The organism is Erwinia sp. (assembly GCF_031978025.1).
Classification (GTDB): Bacteria; Pseudomonadota; Gammaproteobacteria; order Enterobacterales; family Enterobacteriaceae; genus Erwinia.
The window spans coordinates 1-18,951 of the sequence record NZ_DALZCD010000013.1 but is presented as its reverse complement, the minus strand read 5'-3'; the positions used below and the strand labels follow the sequence as shown (position 1 = coordinate 18,951).

17 protein-coding genes are annotated in these 18,951 nt (G+C 53.1%); 14 read left to right on the top strand and 3 right to left on the bottom strand.

Annotation, left to right across the window (positions count from 1 at the left end; genetic code table 11):
• Positions 1-189: 189 nt before the first annotated feature.
• Complete coding sequence (gene hemB / locus RTK32_RS02110) at positions 190-1,167, top strand: porphobilinogen synthase (RefSeq protein ID WP_312041877.1); 978 nt, start codon at positions 190-192, stop codon at positions 1,165-1,167.
• Positions 1,168-1,405: 238 nt separating this feature from the next.
• Here hemB and umuC read toward each other — a convergent pair whose 3' ends face one another.
• Positions 1,406-2,668, bottom strand: coding sequence for a translesion error-prone DNA polymerase V subunit UmuC (umuC, locus tag RTK32_RS02105; RefSeq protein ID WP_312041876.1), 1,263 nt, complete (start codon positions 2,666-2,668; stop codon positions 1,406-1,408).
• Positions 2,669-2,770: 102 nt separating this feature from the next.
• Positions 2,771-3,211, bottom strand: coding sequence for a translesion error-prone DNA polymerase V autoproteolytic subunit (gene umuD, locus RTK32_RS02100; RefSeq protein WP_312041875.1), 441 nt, complete (start codon positions 3,209-3,211; stop codon positions 2,771-2,773).
• Positions 3,212-3,571: 360 nt separating this feature from the next.
• Between umuD and RTK32_RS02095 the strand changes: the two genes are divergently transcribed.
• The gene (locus RTK32_RS02095; RefSeq protein ID WP_312041884.1) at positions 3,572-4,264 is read left to right on the top strand and encodes a YetF domain-containing protein; all 693 of its coding nucleotides are present in this window, start codon (positions 3,572-3,574) and stop codon (positions 4,262-4,264) included.
• Between the two features lie 713 nt (positions 4,265-4,977).
• Here the strand turns inward: RTK32_RS02095 and RTK32_RS02090 are convergent.
• On the bottom strand, positions 4,978-6,063 hold the full coding sequence (locus RTK32_RS02090; RefSeq protein ID WP_312041874.1) for an aldo/keto reductase: 1,086 nt from the start codon (positions 6,061-6,063) through the stop codon (positions 4,978-4,980).
• Positions 6,064-6,563: 500 nt separating this feature from the next.
• Between RTK32_RS02090 and RTK32_RS02085 the strand changes: the two genes are divergently transcribed.
• The 12 genes from RTK32_RS02085 to cheW all read left to right on the top strand — a co-directional run bounded on the left by RTK32_RS02085 (position 6,564) and on the right by cheW (position 18,860).
• Complete coding sequence (locus RTK32_RS02085; RefSeq protein WP_312041873.1) at positions 6,564-7,478, top strand: manganese catalase family protein; 915 nt, start codon at positions 6,564-6,566, stop codon at positions 7,476-7,478.
• Between the two features lie 292 nt (positions 7,479-7,770).
• Entirely contained in the window at positions 7,771-8,019 is a 249-nt protein-coding gene (ycgZ, locus tag RTK32_RS02080; RefSeq protein WP_312041872.1) for a regulatory protein YcgZ, read from the top strand.
• A gap of 125 nt (positions 8,020-8,144) precedes the next feature.
• Entirely contained in the window at positions 8,145-8,396 is a 252-nt protein-coding gene (locus RTK32_RS02075) for a hypothetical protein (protein ID WP_312041871.1), read from the top strand.
• Between the two features lie 215 nt (positions 8,397-8,611).
• Positions 8,612-9,784, top strand: a complete 1,173-nt coding sequence (locus RTK32_RS02070) for an HD-GYP domain-containing protein (protein ID WP_312041870.1) — start codon at positions 8,612-8,614, stop codon at positions 9,782-9,784.
• Positions 9,785-10,213: 429 nt separating this feature from the next.
• Positions 10,214-11,017: a trehalose-phosphatase gene (gene otsB / locus RTK32_RS02065; RefSeq protein ID WP_312041869.1), complete on the top strand. Its 804-nt coding sequence runs from the start codon at positions 10,214-10,216 to the stop codon at positions 11,015-11,017.
• Positions 10,992-12,422 carry an alpha,alpha-trehalose-phosphate synthase gene (otsA, locus tag RTK32_RS02060; protein WP_312041868.1) on the top strand — a complete coding sequence of 477 codons (1,431 nt, stop codon included), beginning with the start codon at positions 10,992-10,994 and terminating at the stop codon, positions 12,420-12,422. Before otsB ends, otsA begins: the two co-directional genes overlap by 26 nt.
• A 926-nt stretch (positions 12,423-13,348) precedes the next feature.
• Positions 13,349-13,702: a flagellar transcriptional regulator FlhD gene (flhD, locus tag RTK32_RS02055; protein ID WP_312041867.1), complete on the top strand. Its 354-nt coding sequence runs from the start codon at positions 13,349-13,351 to the stop codon at positions 13,700-13,702.
• Positions 13,702-14,280 (top strand): flagellar transcriptional regulator FlhC, encoded by a 579-nt coding sequence (gene flhC, locus RTK32_RS02050; protein ID WP_312041866.1) that lies wholly within the window; start codon positions 13,702-13,704, stop codon positions 14,278-14,280. Before flhD ends, flhC begins: the two co-directional genes overlap by 1 nt.
• 128 nt (positions 14,281-14,408) lie before the next feature.
• Positions 14,409-15,287 (top strand): flagellar motor stator protein MotA, encoded by an 879-nt coding sequence (gene motA / locus RTK32_RS02045; protein WP_312041865.1) that lies wholly within the window; start codon positions 14,409-14,411, stop codon positions 15,285-15,287.
• Positions 15,284-16,321: a flagellar motor protein MotB gene (motB, locus tag RTK32_RS02040; RefSeq protein ID WP_312041864.1), complete on the top strand. Its 1,038-nt coding sequence runs from the start codon at positions 15,284-15,286 to the stop codon at positions 16,319-16,321. The genes motA and motB overlap by 4 nt, the downstream gene beginning before the upstream one ends.
• Positions 16,322-16,331: 10 nt before the next feature.
• Entirely contained in the window at positions 16,332-18,332 is a 2,001-nt protein-coding gene (gene cheA / locus RTK32_RS02035) for a chemotaxis protein CheA (protein ID WP_312041883.1), read from the top strand.
• Between the two features lie 30 nt (positions 18,333-18,362).
• A complete protein-coding gene (gene cheW, locus RTK32_RS02030; RefSeq protein WP_312041863.1) occupies positions 18,363-18,860 on the top strand; it encodes a chemotaxis protein CheW in 498 nt (165 codons plus the stop codon).
• Positions 18,861-18,951: the final 91 nt, after the last annotated feature.

Genomic DNA, 18,951 nt, shown 5'->3' with positions numbered 1-18,951 from the left:
GCACAATGATGCGCAAAAAGAAGGAGAAACAGCGCAGCGGGTAATAACCCAGGCATTCTGTGCCGTTCGTCAGTGAGCAAAAGCGACAGACATTGTCAGAAAGCGCCCGTGGGTATACTGTTAACGGACTGACTTTTTATCCCAGGCGGCACCTCTCTGCCGCTGACTATCTGCTAAACCGAGGTTGTTTTGTCGATTCTATCCCCAAACCTTCGTCCACGACGCCTGCGTCAGACTCCTTCCCTCCGCACGCTGTTCCAGGAAACATCGCTCAGCATTAACGATCTGGCGCTGCCGATTTTTGTTGAGGAGGGTCTGGACGACTATAAAGCGATTCAGGCTATGCCTGGCGTCATGCGTATTCCGGAAAAACGTCTGGCCTATGAGATCGAGCGTATCGCGAAAGCGGGCATCCGTTCGGTGATGACCTTCGGCATCTCTCATCATACGGATGCCGACGGCAGCGATACCTGGCAGGAAAACGGGCTGGTTTCGCGCATGTCTCGTATCTGTAAAGAAACCGTCCCGGAAATGATCGTCATGTCAGATACCTGCTTTTGCGAATATACCTCGCACGGGCACTGCGGCGTGCTGCACGATCGCGGCGTGGATAACGACGCCACGCTGATCAACCTTGGCAAACAAGCCGTTGCCGCCGCACGTGCGGGCGCCGATTTTATCGCGCCATCGGCCGCTATGGATGGACAGGTCGCGGCTATTCGCCATGCGCTGGATGAAGCAGGCTTTACCGACACGGCCATCATGTCTTACTCCACCAAGTTTGCTTCTTCTTTCTATGGCCCGTTCCGTGAAGCGGCAGGGACCTCGCTAAAGGGCGACCGCAAAACTTACCAGATGAACCCGATGAATCGCCGCGAGGCGATCCGTGAGTCGTTAATCGACCAGGCCGAAGGTGCGGATGCGCTGATGGTGAAACCGGCGGGTGCCTATCTGGATATTATTCGCGACGTGCGCGAGCGTACCGAGCTGCCGCTGGCGGCCTATCAGGTCAGCGGAGAGTACGCGATGCTGAAGTTTGCCGCGCAGGCCGGCGCCATCAACGAGCGTGACGTGGTGCTGGAAAGCCTGGGCGCGATCAAGCGCGCCGGTGCCGACCTGATCTTCAGCTATTTTGCGCTGGATCTGGCGGAACAAAAGCTGCTGTAAGTGACGTCATCTTAGCCTGCACGGCTATTGTCGGGTCGGAGGGGGATTGCCTCTCCTGCCCGGCACGTCACCGTTTTGTACACTTCCATCAATGCAGATAACGTATGGCGTGGGAAGGGGATGCCTGCAAACCGCGGGCACCTGCAACGCGCGTTGGGACGATCGGCTTTGCTGGTAGTGCCGGGCAATTTTTTGCTAAGAACGGTTGTGCTGTCGGCATGGCTTGCCAGGACTGGTTTTATTTCGCCGTCGGCAAATCGCTGTAGCGTGTAGTCCAGGCAGGGGAAAGCATTTCCCGCTTCATTGACCAGCTTTTTTCCGTGCCCTGACCGGCAAACCAGACTTTGCCCTTGCCGGATTGGTTCAGCGTATCCATCGCGGTCATTAATGCTGCGCTGTTGGCCTTTGGCTGCGCTTCGGCAAACAGATCCAGCTGCGCCACGCCTTCGCTGTAAAAATCGCTTAGCATCACGCCCGCTTTTATATAACGTTCTCCTTCACGCCAGATCCGATCGAGCGCTTCGATCGCTACCCGAATAATATCGCGCGTATCGTTTGAGGGCAGGAGCAGCCTGCCGGACACCTGGTTACTGTAGCCGGTGCCAGGGTCATCGTGCGGGCTGGTACGGATAAAAACGCTGATAAAACGGCAGTACTGTTTCTCGCCACGCAGCTTTTCCGCCGCGCGCTCTGCCCAGGCGCAAATAGCCTGATGCATATCGTGGTAGTCGGTCACCCGGTGTCCAAAAGAGCGACTACAAACAATCTGCTGTTTAACGGGGGCTATTTCTTCTAACGCCAGGCAGGATTCGCCACGTAACTCGCGGACTGTTCTCTCCATCACCACGCTGAAATGCTTGCGCAGGGTAGGGACGGTGCTGTCGGCTAAATCCAGCGCGTTTTTAATGCCCATCAGCTGCAAGCGCTTGCTAACCCGACGGCCAACGCCCCAGACTTCTTCAACCGGCACCAGCGGCAGCAGCCTGCGCTGGCGCGCCGGATCCGAGAGATCCACGACGCCGCCGGTCTTGCTCCACTTCTTCGCCGCATAGTTAGCGAGCTTGGCCAGGGTTTTGGTCGGCGCGATGCCGACGCCCACCGTCAGGCCGGTGAACTGCAAAACGGTACGGCGAAGCTGGCGGCCAAAATCCTCCAGCGCCAGGCAATGGTTGACGCCGGTTAAATCCATGAAGGCTTCGTCAATAGAATAGCGTTCAATAAAGGGGGCCTGCTCTTCAAGGATGGCCATAACGCGATGGCTGAGATCGGCATAGAGCGCATAGTTAGAGCTGAAAACCTGTACCTGCAGACGTTTTAAGTCATTTTTGATTTTGAAGTACGGTTCGCCCATTTTTATATTAAGTAGCCTGGCTTCTGCGGAGCGGGAAATGATACAGCCGTCATTGTTAGAAACGACGACGACGGGTTTTCCCTTCAGATCCGGCCGAAAGACCGTCTCGCAGGAAGTATAGAAGTTGTTTACATCAACAAGCGCAAACATAGTCGTAGCCTGAATCAAGCCAGCATGCGGCGATTACTGTACTGGCGTAAATAAAATGAGTCCCGGCCGGCAAAGGTTTCCCTGACCGGACGCGTGTCCTGTTTACAGCAGATTCTGGTGCCTGTTTTTAGTAGATTTCAGAATAAAAGTGACGACGCCGAAGATTTCTAACTCTTCCATATTATGAAACTCAATGGGAGAGTAGTGACGATTACGCGGCATCAGCTGCAAAAAAGGACGGGTGCGCAGCTCCTTGACGGTAAATTCACCGGCTACCGCAGCGACCACGATATCGCCATGCGTGGCCGTCAGCGAACGATCCACCACCAGCAAATCCTCATGGCCGATGCCGGCCTCAATCATTGAGTCGCCGCTGACTTTAATAAAATAGGTTGCGCTGGGGTGGCGCAGCACCAGCTTATTCAGATCCAGCCGGTCTTCAATGTAATCCTGGGCCGGGCTGGGAAAGCCGCAGGGAACGCGCTCAATAAATAGCGGTAAAAAAAGATCTTCCATTATTTCAGCAGGGGAAATGGGCTGCATAAGAGTTATTCCAGTTTAACTGTATATGCATACAGTATCGTTGAATGTGCGCGCCAGGCAAGAGATTGATCGAGTTTTTTATATAAATTATTGTAATGTATTAGTTTTATCCGATATTCAGCGCAATACGCTCGCGGAAAATGCCACCGCTGGCGCGACGGTAGAATAAGCGTTGCCTCTGTAAAAGGCGAAAAACCGTTCGTTTCTTTTTTCTTACCGGCCAAAACCGGGCGCCTACGCAAGGTTGAAAGCCTGGTTTTACGCATCTTAGTGTTGGCATTCTGCCCCGGAAAATGTCATAAAATATCCCGTTTTTCATCGACCTCTTATCATTTTTCTCTGGGATAATCATACGCGATGATGTTTTCTTTTGACTGGCACCGTTTTTTCCTGAACGACCTTTCCATCACTTTTTTAGGCGAAGTTGCGGTTCGGGTTCTGTTCGCTTACGTTGTCGTTTTCCTTTTTTTAAAAATTTCCGGCAGGCGCGGCATCCGCCAGCTGTCGCTGTTTGAACTGGTGATTGTGCTGACGTTAGGCTCCGCTTCCGGGGACGTGACTTTTTATGATGATGTGCCGGTACTGCCGGTTGCGATGGTCTTTGTGGTGCTGCTGGGACTTTATCGGCTAACCACTTTCCTGACTGCGCGGAGTTCCCGTATCGCTAAATGGGTTGAAGGCGAAGTGATCACGCTTATTCAGGACGGCCTGTATAAGCTGGACAGCCTGGACGGGTTAAACATTTCTGAAGATGAGTTTTTTATGGAGCTGCGGCAGGAGGGCGTCGAACATTTAGGCCAGATCCGACTGGCGCTGATTGAACTGGACGGCGATATCAGCGCCTATTACTACGATCGGGAAGAGGTGCGGCCCGGCCTTTCCGTGTTGCCACCTGAACATCGCAAGGATTATACCTGCGTGCCTGCCGACGGTCTTTACGCCTGTAACCATTGCGGACAGACGCAGCGACTGCAGGCAAAGCAGCAGCTGGCGTGCCCTCGCTGCCAGCGCAGCCTCTGGTCACTGGCACTGACGTCCCGGCGTTCGCTCTAGCGGCAGGAAGTACACGCGCTCTCCTGCCTGGTAAGTGATTTTCCCGGTTTGCTGCGGGGGCTGAAAATTGTAAAGCCTACGGGCTACCGGGCTATTTGGCATATGCTGGAAAACCGTACGGGCTACCTGGCCCGCGGGTATATGCTGGAAAATTGTGCAAGCTATCTGGCCCCGTGAGAGGCGCAGGAATATCGGGGGCCTGGGCGCTTTCTGCGCGTCCAGTGCGCTGCAAGCAGAGCAGGACGCGTCGTTTTCATGGTAGTGAGCAGGGTGGCAGGCAGTATCGAACGCTTTAACCGTGCTGTCTGTTAAAAAAGGCTCGCTACAGGGCGAGTAGCCGCGCCAAAGATCAACCACAATACCTTTGCCATCGAACAGGGCTGTTAACTACCCATCTTTTCCCTGATATTCTGTTCTGCGCTTTATCCCTGCCTGAACAAGGTGTTTATTCGCCACTTCGCCTGTTTATAATGAAATATCAGCAATAGCAAATAACGCAAGCTGCAAAATTTTCCCTGTTTTTTAATATAATTCGTATCCAGTTATGTCATTGCGCATAATAGCAGCGGCAATGACAGGAAATAACGTCAGGGTTTTTATGAAGGGAATAATGGGAGAAAGGAGCCACGACAAAAGGGTGGCCATGATATAACAGGGGGGACCCTCTACGTTAAAACGAACCCGCCAGACGGGTCCGTTGCGCAGAAAAAAATCTATTTACGGGCGAGATCTGTGCGTGCTTCCAGCGTTTGCTGATAGTCATCCAGAAAAACTTTTTCTGCTGGATCCAGCCTGTCCATACCGCTGGTAAAACGGTGCCAGTACGGATAGCGCGGCGCGGGTCGCGTTGCCTGCTCAATCCTTTTGATCTGTGCCTCGCTCAGCGTCAGTTCCGTGGCGGCCAGGTTGTCCTGCAAATGCTGCTCGGTACGGTTACCAACAATCAGCGACGTGATGCCGGGACGCGTCAGCAGCCAGGCCAGACAGACCCGCGCGGTAGAAACATTATGCTCTTCGCCTACTTCAGTAAGCACGTCGATGACATGATAAGCGTGCTCCATATCATGTACGTAGGGTTCCGGCCAGCCGTTACCCTGACGGGAAGTGGGCGGCGTTTTCACATTGCGCTGCACGGTGCCGGTCAGCAGCCCTTCACCCATCGGTCCCCAGATCAGCGTACCGATATTCTGATCCAGCGCCATCGGCAGCAGCTCGAATTCCGCCTCGCGCGACTCTGGCGTGTAGTAAATTTGCTGGCTTACCGGTTTCAGCAACTGATTTACCTCAGCGCAGCCCAGCGTTTTCATCATTTGCCAGCCGGTATAGTTGGAGGTACCGAAGTAGCGGATTTTGCCGCTTTTGACCAAATCCTCGAGCGCGCGCAGGGTCTCTTCTACCGGCGTAACGCCATCCCAGTTATGGATTTGGTAGAGATCGATATGATCCGTTTTCAGGCGCTTTAAGCTGTTCTCGCAGGATTTAATCAGGTGAAAGCGCGTGGCGCCGCTGTCGTTAGGATCGTCGCTCATCGGGCTGCGGGCCTTCGTGGCCAGAATAACGCGCTGACGGTTGCCGCCCAGCGCCTCGCCCAACGTTTCTTCTGCTCCGCCTTTGGAATAGAGATCGGCTGTGTCCACGGTGTTGACACCCCGTTCCAGCGCTATTTCAATAAAACGGCGGGCCTGACGGGCATCCACGTTGCCGGTTTTTTCAAAGCCAGCCTGACCGTTAAAGGTTAACGTACCGAGCGTCAGCTCAGAAACCATCAGGCCGGAATGGCCCAGTTTTCTGTACTTCATTGCTTTCTCCTCACTATAAACCCGAGGGCAAGCATAGACCACAAAGCACGTTTGCAGGTGAGTCAGGGACTATTTTATATGGAACCGGGTTATTCAGGTCACCGTTGGCGCCACTGATAAATAATAAATCCTGCCTGAGAGCGCTTATTGCGGTGCTATTAGTGCCACAATCTTAATGATAATTGTTACGCTAATGGGGCAAAATAAGAAGACCGTTCAGAGGGGAAGGAATAAATTCTGTTTTTCTTTGGCCGTAATTAATTACCAGGACTAATCTTATTCCGCTCATTTTCAGGTGAGCGGCCTTGCAGCCTGAAAAAATAAACTATGCTTGAGGTGAGGTTTTTACACCTGAATAGTGATGTTGAATATTTTTAAGCAGGATCTGTCCGCGTAATCTATTTCTGCCGTCATAACTCAGGTATGAAAACCAGCTAAAAACAGCGGGGAGATCTGCCAGAGAGCAGGTCACCGGACGCCTTTTCTGACTGGAGTGAGCTATGTTCAGACACGTAAAAAAATTGCAGTATACCGTTCGCGTTGCCGGACCAAACCCAGGCCTGGCCAATCTGCTGCTGGAGCAGTTCGGCGGGCCGCAGGGCGAACTGGCTGCCGCCTGTCGCTACTTTACTCAGGGCCTGGCAGATGAAGATGAAGGCCGTCGCGACATGCTGATGGACATTGCCACCGAAGAGCTGAGCCATCTGGAAATCATTGGTTCGCTGGTCGGCATGCTGAACAAAGGTGCCAAAGGCAAGCTGGCTGAAGGAACAGAAGAAGAGGGCGAGCTGTACCGCTCCATTACCGGCAACGGTAACGATAGCCATCTGACCTCTATTCTTTACGGTGGTGGCCCGGCGCTGACCAACTCTGGCGGCGTGCCATGGACAGCGGCTTATATCGACACCATTGGTGAACCTACTGCCGATTTGCGGTCCAACATCGCCGCCGAAGCACGCGCTAAAATCCTCTATGAGCGTCTGATTAACGTGACGGACGATCCGGGCGTAAAAGATGCGCTGGGCTTTTTAATGACCCGAGAAGTGGCGCATCAGATCTCTTTTGAGAAAGCGCTATATTCCATCCGAAATAACTTCCCGGTCGGTAAGCTGCCACCTATCGAACAGTATTCGAACGTTTATTACAACATGTCAGAGGGTGGCGAGGTTCGCGGAAGCTGGAACTCGGATGAAAACTTCACTTATGTCGCCGATCCTATGCCTGCGGTGGACGGAGGTGACGGCTATGCCAGCATTACGTTGCCATCCGACCAAAAAACCGAACTGGATAACCTGGCATTGCGTACCGCCTCTGACACCACGGTCAACCCGGTTACCGGTACCGATCTTGGGGCCTCAGGTCCGATTGAAAACGAAACCGCCGGTAAATCTGCGGTAAACGTACCGAAAAAATAAGTTCCATCGCGGGGAGGACGGCCGTTCTCCCCCTTCGCGCTCGCGGTTGTACAAGTTTCAGTTTATTCCTGAAAAACGTGGTTTTAAGGGTAAATGGCTAAATCTTTTGGGAATTAGTCGTTATTTATTAGCTGAAATGTGAACAGACAACGCCATTTATGTCTCAAAAAAGCACTTTTTGCAAAAAAAATCCGGCACAGGCTTTTAAGATACTGTACATCAATTTAAAAGCTGTACAGGGTAGAAGCGTTACCCCTTCGGGCATTCTTTCACCTGCTTAAGAGGATCCATTATGCGTCAGGATAATTTCAACACACAAACCGCGGACATGAGCCTGTATTTCGGTGCGCATGACGCTGTTGTGCCTTCTCATCAGGAAACGCTGGGTGAGGTAGTGATGGAGATTTTAAAGTCCGGCATGACGGTTAATCGCCAGTCAATCTGTGCAAAGCTGCTGAGCCGCCTGGCCGACGTTAGCGAGCCCGATCTCGAAAAACATCATCATGAGCTGATTGCTATGCTGTTCGGTCGCGAAGGCTGAACGCGCACGTTCCGTTATGCCCACCGTTCGTTCGACCTGCTTTTTCTTTCCGCGTTGGCTAAGGCATCCTGTCCTGGCCCACGCGGAAAAGCGATCCACGCGGCAACCAAGCCAGAGAAGTTTCCATGGACCATCGCCATTCTGAAAAATTACGGGATCTTATGTTGGGAGAGGCCACGCTAAGGCTTCTTGATCAACAGCGCCCGCTCAACTTCGCCTCGCTTATTGATGAACTCCGCGCGTTGGCGGCCCGGCAAACCGATGAAGCCAGCCGCAAGGCCTGTCTGGCGGCTATCAGGGAGCTTCGTCATGCACAGGTCAACGCCGGTGAAGGCCTGACCCACCGTACCGCCAGTGACGATAACGTCATTCACTGATTCCGCCAAAGCCGTCTTCTGCACGGCATAATCTCTTCTGTTTGCCCACCGGCCAGGCAAGGTTTTCTCCTGTTCGGGCTGGCATTCGCCTGCCCGCCACAATGTAAATTTGCGGTGAAAAGCAAAATTAGCGACCACAATGGCTGAAGGTTTTCCATTTGCCGCCGATACTTGGGCTGAATGGAGGAAAAAGCAGGAACGGCAGGAGAGGGGGAATGATAATAAGAATTCAGATAAACGAGTTGCGCACCGGCATGTACGTGCACAAGCTGGAAGTTTTCTGGCTAAAGCACCCTCTCGTGCGTAACCATATGTTGCTCACCACGCAGCAGCAGATCGACATTATCGCGGAAAGCGGTATTAAAGAAGTCTGGATCGACCTGGATAAAGGTCGCGGCCCTGACAATCAGGATCCGCTGCATGAACAGCTGGCCTTGCCGAAAATATCGGGCATCCATGAAGAGATTGCGCAGGCGCAGGCTATCTGTATGCACGCCAAAGGCGAAGTGATGAACATGTTCAGCGATGCGCGTCTCGGTAAAACTATCGATACCAGCAACACGCTGCCGCTGGTGGATGAAATTGGCGGCTCCCTCAGCCGACATCCGGCCGCCTTGCTGAGTGTGGTGCGCCTGAAAACGCACGATGATTATACCTACCTGCATTCCGTGGCGGTTTGCGCCCTGATGGTATCCCTTTCCCGCCAGCTTAACCTTGATGACGACCAGACCCGCGTGGCGGGCACCGCCGGGCTGCTACACGATGTCGGTAAGGCTGGCGTATCGCTGGAGATTCTCAATAAGCCCGGCAAGCTCACCAACGAAGAATTCGACGTGATGAAGCTGCATCCGGTGATGGGCGAGGATCTGCTGCGCCGCAGCGGTGAAAATGAAGCGGTACTGGACGTAGCGCTGCATCATCATGAAAAAATTAACGGCAGCGGCTACCCGGACGGCCTTAAAGGCAAAGATATTTCACAGCTGGCGCGCATGGCGGCGATTTGTGACGTTTACGATGCGGTTACCTCCAATCGCCCCTATAAAACGGGCTGGAATCCGGCCAGCGCTATGCACCAGATGGCCAGCTGGGAAGGGCACTTCGATCGCAAAATCTTTTACGCCTTTGTCAAAGCCGTCGGCATCTATCCGGTCGGCTCTATTGTGCGTCTGGCTTCGGGGCGCGTAGCGGTAGTGATTGAACCGGGTGAAAGTTCGCTGCTGCTGCCCAGGGTTTGCGTTTTCTATTCCCTGCCTGCCAATCAGATGCTGCGGCCGGAAGTTATCGACCTGGCCGACCGCTATTGTTGGGACAGCATTGCCGGGCCGGAAGAGGCGGATACCTGGAGCCACTACAATCTGAACACGCTATGGATGTCGCCCGTCGCCTGACGGGCAGGAACGCCTCCGCCTCACCATTTCAACATCATATTTCCTGTTTTTTCCAAAATTTTCACAATTTCGTATTACTCCTGGCGCTTTTGCCGCGTTTATTTGCCATGTTAGACGGGTAACAAATGACCTGACAGCGGCAGCGCGTCTGGCAGAGCCGTTATCAGTGACTATACTGAATGCTGATGTTGTTACGCATGTGGCAACGAGATGAGACAGACTGCACGGGGCGTGCAGAGATTATGCAGAAGGAATCAGCGCCGAATACCCTCTCTAACGCATCCTCTTTCTCTCTCCGCCGCATCCGCTGACAGAAATTTTTTCCTCGTGCGTTGTGGGCAGAACAGACGGTAAGTCTGCTCCCGCCAGCGTCAGTCGTTCAATCCGACCGACGTAGCACCGTGGCACACATGATCAGGAGGAATATTTGTGAATACGCTGGAGTCCGTACCCCCTTTAGTGCCTCAGGGGCGTTACGCTTTTTTCTTTGATGTGGACGGCACGCTGGCCGCTATTCAGTCACGCCCGGAAGAGGTTTTCATTCCTGATGCGGCTAAAACCGCGCTTTCCCGCCTGGCCGCATTAAGCGATGGCGCACTGGCGCTGGTCTCTGGCCGCCCGGCTCGCGAGCTGGATGCGCTGGTGGCACCCTTACTTTTTCCACTGGCTGGCGTACACGGCGCGGAACGTCGTGATGCTGCCGGACAAACTGAACGGCTTTCCCTGCCGGATGACGTCGCCGCCTCGTTGGCGTCTCTGCTGAGCGAAGCCGTGGCGAAAATGCCGGACACGCAGCTGGAAACCAAAGGCATGGCCTTTGCGCTGCACTATCGACGCGCGCCGCAGTATGAACAGGCGATCCTGGCGCTGGCAGAAGAAATGACCCAACGCTTTCCCGAACTGGCTCTGCAGCCGGGCAAATGTGTGGTCGAACTAAAGCCAAAAGGCGTCAGTAAGGGAGCCGCCATCGCCGCTTTTATGCAGCAAGCCCCTTTTGCCGGCAGAACGCCGGTATTTTTAGGTGATGATTTGACCGATGAGGCAGGTTTTGAAGCGGTCAATGCCCTGGACGGCATCGCAATCAAGATAGGTGAAGGTGACACGCAGGCAGGCTATCGCCTGGCTGACGTCGAGGCTGTGTATCACTGGCTTGAGCAAACATTATTAAAACTAGAGCAAGACGATAAGTCATTAAGGAGTCAAGGTTATGAGTCGCTTAGTAGTCGTATCTAACCGCATTGCTGTACCGGATGGGTCAAAAACCAGCGCGGGCGGACTGACCGTTGGCATTATGGACGCGCTGAAAACCACCGGCGGCCTGTGGTTTGGCTGGAATGGGGAGATTAATGAGATAGGCGAAGAAGACAAGGAGATGGATCTGTTCGAAAAAGATAACGTCACCTACGCTTCCTTCGGACTGAATCAAAACGATTATGACCTTTATTACCTGCAATTTTCCAATGCGGTAGTCTGGCCAGCCTTCCACTACCGCCTCGACCTGGTGAATTTCCAGCGTGAGGCCTGGGATGGCTATTGCCACGTCAACACCATGCTGGCGAAGCGTCTGCTGCCGCTGATTGAGCCGGACGACGTGCTGTGGATCCACGATTATCACCTGCTGCCGTTCGCCGCTGCGCTGCGTAAACTGGGTGTGAAAAACCGTATCGGCTTCTTCCTACATATTCCTTTCCCGACGCCGGAAATCTTTAACGCGCTGCCGCCACACAATGAGCTTTTGGAAATGATGTGCGATTACGATCTGCTGGGTTTCCAGACCGAAAGCGATCGCATGGCATTCCTGGAGTCGCTGGCGCTGCTGACGAAGGTGGAAACCACCGATAAAACGCACGTGGCGTTTGGCAATCAGTTCACTACCGAGGTTTACCCGATAGGGATCGAGCCGGACAGCATTAAAGAGATGGCTGAAGGGCCGCTGCCGCCGAAAATGGCCGCAATGAAACGCGACCTGGGCGACGCTAAAAATATCATTGCCTGTGAGCGTCTGGATTACTCGAAAGGGTTGCCGGAACGTTTCCTTGCTTATGAAGCGCTGCTGGAAAACTTCCCTGAGCATCGTGGAAAAATTCGCTATTCGCAGATTGCGCCGACGTCGCGCGGCGACGTGCAGGCCTATCAGGATATTCGCCACCAGCTGGAAACCGAAGCAGGCCGTATTAACGGTAAATACGGTACGCTGGGCTGGACGCCACTTTATTACCTTAACCAGCACTTCGACCGTCGTCTGCTGATGAAAATCTTCCGCCTGACCGATATCGGTCTGGTTACGCCACTGCGTGACGGGATGAATCTGGTAGCGAAAGAGTACGTGGCTGCGCAGAATCCGGAAGATCCGGGCGTGCTGGTGCTGTCGCGCTTTGCCGGGGCGGCCAACGAGCTGACCTCTGCGCTTATCGTGAACCCTTACGATCGTGATGAGGTTGCCGCCGCGCTAAACCAGGCGCTGACCATGCCGTTGGACGAGCGTATCTCTCGCTACAACGACATGATGGACGTGCTGCGTAAGAACGATATTACGCACTGGCGCAAAACTTACCTGAAAGATCTCCAGGCATTACCGGTACGCAACCAGGCACAGGGCGGGGCGGATAAAGCCGCTACTGTGCCGCACCTAGCATAAGTCATGCCAGTTAAATCAGGGGCGGCCATCGGCCGCCCCTTTTTTTTGATTATCCGAGCCAATAATGCTCAAAAAAAGCCCGTAAAAGGGCCAGCAAAAAGAAAAAAACCGGAAAAATTCCTTTTTTTCTAAAGAAAACAACGCGCGTGCCGATACCTACTGCCTGAAGGTAAAATTTTCGCGTAAACATTCGAGTTGCTAATGTTACCCCTGTTAACAACTGTTAGCACAGGCTAAACGCAAGGCTGGCGCGGCTTACACTGCCTAAACACTTCCTGCCACAAACCTGCAATACCTTACCTTTCGTACTTCATTGCCCCTACCGATAGTTACCTTTAGTGATTACGTTTTACACATGGTTAACACGGTATAATCAGCATTTATCTCTAATTATTTTTCTTTAACCAGCATTTAAATCCAGAACCCTTCCTAAACACACCATTCATCCATTCAATCGCCGTAAAAGGAACCATTTTCATCGGTAAATGGTCGCGTAGAGGGAAAATTTAACAAAATAAGCGGGATTTGCTTAGTTAGTGAACTAATCAACAGCGTTTCTGAAGGATATTTTTGTCAAATTACCCCCAAAAGTGTGATCTGGATCACACTTTATCTAAAATTTCAGTTGGTCTCCGTTGTATCCGGAAATTAGAGCAGATAAAGTTGCGTTGTTTTCGGAATAGTCCTAAACCAAAGCAACTTTCAGTCAGGGAAAACGACGGGAAAGCGGACAGAAACCAGGGAGCAGTAACCGGCAAAATGAGTTAATGACTACTTTCTGCAGGCCGCTTTCAGGGCCGCCTGGAGCTTCGCGAACGTTTGGCTTTTGCCACTTAATTTTTTGCCAAAATAAGATTTACCAGCAGCAACAAAGGTAGCGGCGCAGTCCGCCAACGTTTAAGTCGAGTCAGTCAGGATGGATAAAAATGGGCACATCAGAATTACTAAAAAATATTTACGACCTTAACTTGTCTTATTTATTACTTGCTCAACGCCTTATTAATCAGGAAAAAGCCTCTGCCATGTTTCGTCTGGGCCTTGACGAGCAGATGGCCGATGCGCTGGCTCAGTTAACATTGCCAGAGATGGTTAAGCTGGCCGAGACAAATCAGCTGGTATGCCAGTTTCGCTTTACCGATCACGCTACGATTAATCGCTTAACTCAGGACTCTCGCGTGGATGATTTGCAGCAAATCCACACAGGTATTTTGTTATCCAGCCGTTTATTGCGTAACGCGTCAGCTAAAAATGACGAACTGCCGAAGAAGAGGGCGAGCTAATGAGTGAAAAAAGTATTGTTCAGGAAGCGCGTGATATTCAGCTGGCAATTGAATTAATTAATTTGGGTGCTCGCCTGCAAATGTTAGAAAGCGAAACGCAGCTTAGCCGCGGGCGCTTAATTAAGTTATATAAAGAACTGCGCGGTAGTCCGCCACCAAAAGGCATGCTGCCTTTTTCTACCGACTGGTTTATGACCTGGGAACAGAATATTCATTCTTCGATGTTCTGTAATGCCTGGCAGTTTTTACTCAAAAGCGGTTTGAGCAAGGGTGTTGACGCGGTAATTAAAGCTTACCGTCTCTACCTGGAGCAATGCCCGCAACAGGACGAAGGCCCGCTGTTGGCGCTGACCCGCGCCTGGACCTTAGTCCGGTTTGTTGAGAGCGGAATGCTGGAGCTTTCCGACTGTAAATGCTGCGGTGGTAGCTTTATTAACCACGCGCACCAGCCGGTTGGCAGCTTTGCCTGCAGCCTGTGCCAGCCGCCTTCTCGTGCGGTAAAAAGACGTAAACTTATCGCAGATCCTGCCGATAATATTTCACAACTGCTGGATGAACAGGTTAAAGAAGCCGTTTAATGTTCACCACGTGGAGTGAATCCAGCAGCGGTTAAATACCGCTGCTTTTTTTTTGCCCACGCGTTGGGAAAACCTGACTTAATCCGGTTCATCTTCAACCCACACGTCGCCAGACGTAAGGATTTATTGTGTTAGTTATTTTGGGGTATATCCTGGTTCTCGGGTCGGTGTTGGGCGGCTACGCAATGGTAGGCGGACATCTGGGCGCGCTTTATCAACCTTCCGAGCTGTTAATTATCGGCGGAGCAGGCATTGGCGCATTTTTAGCGGGAAATAACGGCAAGGCCATTAAAGCAACGATGAAAGCGCTGCCTCTGCTGATGAAAGGATCAAAATATAATAAAGCGGTTTATATGGATCTGATGGCGTTACTTTATCGCCTGATGGCCAAATCGCGCCAGCAAGGGATGCTCTCGCTGGAAGCCGATATTGAAAGTCCGCAAGAAAGTGAAATTTTTGCTAATTACCCGCGCATTCTTGCCGATAAAAGATTGGTGGACTTTATCACCGATTATCTGCGACTGATGGTGAGCGGCAATATGAACGCATTTGAAATTGAAGCCTTGATGGATGAAGAGATTGAAACCTACGAACACGAATGCGACGTGCCTGCCACGGCCATCGGTGCAGTAGGCGACTCTTTACCCGCGTTTGGTATCGTCGCGGCCGTTATGGGCGTGGTGCACACGCTGGCTTCGGCAGACCGCCCGCCAGCCGAGCTGGGCGAGCTGATTGCGCACGCGATGGTGGGGACGTTCCTGGGTATTTTGCTGGCATACGGGTTTATTTCCCCGCTCGCCGGTCTGCTGCGTCAGAAATGCTCTGAATCCACCAAAATGATGCAGTGTATCAAGGTGACGTTGCTGTCCAGCCTGAATGGCTATGCGCCACAGATTGCCGTTGAGTTTGGCCGTAAAACGCTTTACTCCACCGAACGGCCTTCTTTCTCGGAACTGGAAGAGCACGTTCGTAATGCGAAAACGCCAGCGAAAGGTCAGGATGCATGAAGAACGACAATCACCCTATTATCCTGGTTAAGAAGAAGAAGCATTCCGGGCATGCAGGCGGTCACGGCTCCTGGAAGATTGCCTACGCCGACTTTATGACCGCGATGATGGCTTTTTTTATGGTGATGTGGCTGATTGCGATCGCCAAGCCTCAGGAATTAGCGGGAATTGCCGATTACTTTAAGACGCCGCTGCGGGTAGCGATTACGGGTGGAACCAAAAGCAGTGAAAGCACCAGCGTAATCCCTGGCGGCGGTATGGACCCAAGCCAGAAGAAGGGCGAAGTCCATAAGGTTGTTGATATGGACGCGGAGAAACGCAAGCTGGATGAGATCCGCTTAAACCGCCTGCGTGAGAAACTGGACCAGCTGATTGAAGCCGATCCACGCCTGAAGGCGCTGCGCCCGCACCTGATCATCAATATGGTGCAAGAGGGGCTGCGCATTCAGATTATCGACAGCCAGAACCGCCCGATGTTTAAAACCGGTAGCGCTGAGGTTGAATCTTATATGCGTGACATTTTGCGAGCCATCGCGCCCATCCTGAATGACATTCCGAACAGGATTAGCCTGGCAGGCCACACGGACGATATTCAGTATGCTAACGGCCTGCGCGGCTACAGCAACTGGGAACTGTCGGCCGACCGTGCCAACGCCTCGCGGCGGGAGCTGATTATCGGCGGGCTGGCAAGTGACAAAATGCTGCGCGTGGTGGGCATGGCCGACACCATGAAGCTAAAAAATCGCGGCGGCGATGACGCCGTTAACCGTCGCATCAGCCTGCTGGTACTGAACCATGATACCGAAGCGCAGATTGAAAAAGAGAACTCAGAAAGTGATGCGGCGCAAATCAGCGATAGCGATCCAGCCGCATTACAGAAAGTCGTAGCGCCGTCCCTGCCGGGCGACGCCACAAAACAACCAGACCCTCAACCCTCACAGGCTGAGCCGGTAGGCAAACAGGCAGCACCAACTTTAACACCAGCATCGCCTGTGCCAGCGGCCCAGACCGATCGCGACTCACAGCAGAGGTGATACCGTGAGCATGGATATCAGCGATTTTTATCAGACGTTTTTCGATGAGGCTGACGAACTGTTAGCCGACATGGAGCAACACCTGTTGGGGTTAGACCCGCAGGAACCGGATGCGGAACAGCTTAACGCTATTTTCCGTGCGGCTCACTCCATTAAAGGTGGCGCGGGCACCTTTGGTTTTACCGTATTACAGGAAACCACGCACATCCTGGAAAACATTCTTGACGGCGCGCGTCGCGGCGAAATGCAGCTAAGCACGCCTATCATCAACCTGTTTTTGGAAACCAAAGATATTATGCAGGAACAGCTGGATGCCTATAAAACCGCGACCGAGCCGGACGCTGCGACTTTCCAATATATCTGTCAGGCGCTGCGTCAGTTAGCGCTGGAAGCCAAAGGCGAAAGCGCCCCTGCAGCGGCTGCGGCACCGGCCGCGTCTGCTGCTCCGGCTCCGGCCGCGGCTGGCTTGCGCATGGCGCTGGTCAACCTCAAGCCTGGCGAAATCCCGCTGATGCTGGAAGAACTGGGCAATCTGGGCACGCTTTCTGACGTGACCAAAGGCGAAACCTCGGTAGAGGTGACGCTGGATTCGTCGGTCGGCCAGGATGATATCGTTGCCGTGCTTTGCTTTGTGATTGATGAGTCGCAGATCAAATTCCTGGATGCGGCGTCGGCTCCGGCTCCGGCTCCGGCCGTAGCGGCGGTAACGGAAGTGGTGGTGGAAGAAGCACCAGCGCCGGCAGCGGCTCCACAGCCTGTTGCGGAAGCAGCGGCACCGGCCAAACGTGAAGCAGCCAAAAAACCGGCGGCGGCCAAAGCCAGCGAATCTACCAGCATCCGCGTAGCGGTTGAAAAGGTCGATCAGCTGATCAACCTGGTCGGAGAGCTGGTGATTACCCAGTCAATGCTGGCTCAGCGCTCTAACGAGCTGGATCCGGTTGCCCATGGCGACCTGCTGAACAGCATGGGCCAGCTGGAGCGTAACGCCCGCGACCTGCAAGAGTCGGTGATGTCTATCCGTATGATGCCGATGGAATATGTCTTCAGCCGCTTCCCACGTCTGGTACGCGATTTGGCCAGCAAACTGGGCAAAGATGTTGAACTGACGCTGTTGGGTAGCTCTACCGAGCTGGACAAGAGCCTGATTGAACGCATTATCGACCCGTTAACGCACCTGGTGCGTAACAGTCTGGATCACGGCATTGAATCGCCGGAAAAACGCGTGGCGGCCGGGAAATCGGGCACCGGCAACCTGACGCTCTCTGCGGAGCACCAGGGCGGCAATATCTGTATTGAAGTGGTGGATGACGGCGCGGGCCTGAACCGTGAGCGTATCCTGGCGAAAGCGCTCTCTTCCGGTCTGCCGGTAAGCGACGCGATGAGCGATGAAGAAGTCGGCATGTTGATTTTCGCGCCGGGCTTCTCTACCGCCGAGCAGGTTACCGACGTCTCCGGACGTGGTGTGGGTATGGACGTGGTGAAACGTAATATCCAGGAAATGGGTGGCCACGTTGAAATCGCTTCTAAGCAAGGCAAGGGCACGACCATTCGTATCCTGCTGCCACTGACGCTGGCGATTCTGGACGGCATGTCCGTACGCGTCGCTAACGAAGTGTTTATTCTGCCGCTGAATGCGGTAATGGAATCCCTGCAGCCTCTGGCTAACGATCTCCATCCGCTGGCCGGTGGCGAGCGCGTGTTGGAAGTCCGTGGTGAATACCTGCCGCTGGTTGAACTGTGGAACGTCTTTGACGTCCATGGCGCGAAAACCGAGGCCACTCAGGGTATCGTTGTGATCCTGCAAAGTGCGGGTAAACGCTATGCGCTGCTGGTGGACCAGCTGATTGGCCAGCACCAGGTGGTGGTCAAAAACCTTGAAAGCAACTATCGCAAAGTACCGGGCATTTCGGCAGCAACCATCCTTGGGGATGGCAGCGTGGCGCTGATTGTCGATGTGTCGGCTCTGCAGTCTCTAAACCGTGAAAAGCGTGTGGCGGGAGCCGCAGCCTGACTTTAACCGATTACGATTAAGGGTAGAACTATGACTGGAATGGCAACTGTCACTAAAATCGCTGGCGAAACCGTAGGCCAGGAGTTTCTGGTGTTTACGCTGGGTGACGAAGAATACGGCATTGATATTTTAAAAGTGCAGGAAATACGCGGTTACGATCAGGTTACTCGTATTGCCAACACACCCGCCTTTATTAAAGGCGTAACCAATTTGCGCGGCGTTATCGTGCCTATTATCGACCTGCGTGTTAAATTCGCGCAGCCGGATGTGGTTTATAACGATAATACCGTCGTCATCGTGTTGAATCTTGAGCAGCGCGTGGTCGGTATCGTGGTTGACGGCGTTTCCGACGTGCTGTCCCTGACCACCGATCAAATCCGTCCTTCACCAGAGTTCGCGGTCACCATGTCTACCGAGTACCTGACCGGACTGGGCGCGTTGGGCGAACGCATGCTGATTCTGGTCGACATTGAGAAGCTGTTGAACAGCGACGAAATGGCGCTGATGGATACGCTGCGCAGCGCGTAATCTTCGCCTTATATAAAATTGAACACCCTGTTGGTATTTCACTGGCAGGGTGTTTTTTATAGATTTAATTATTTTCTTTATTAGTAGTTAA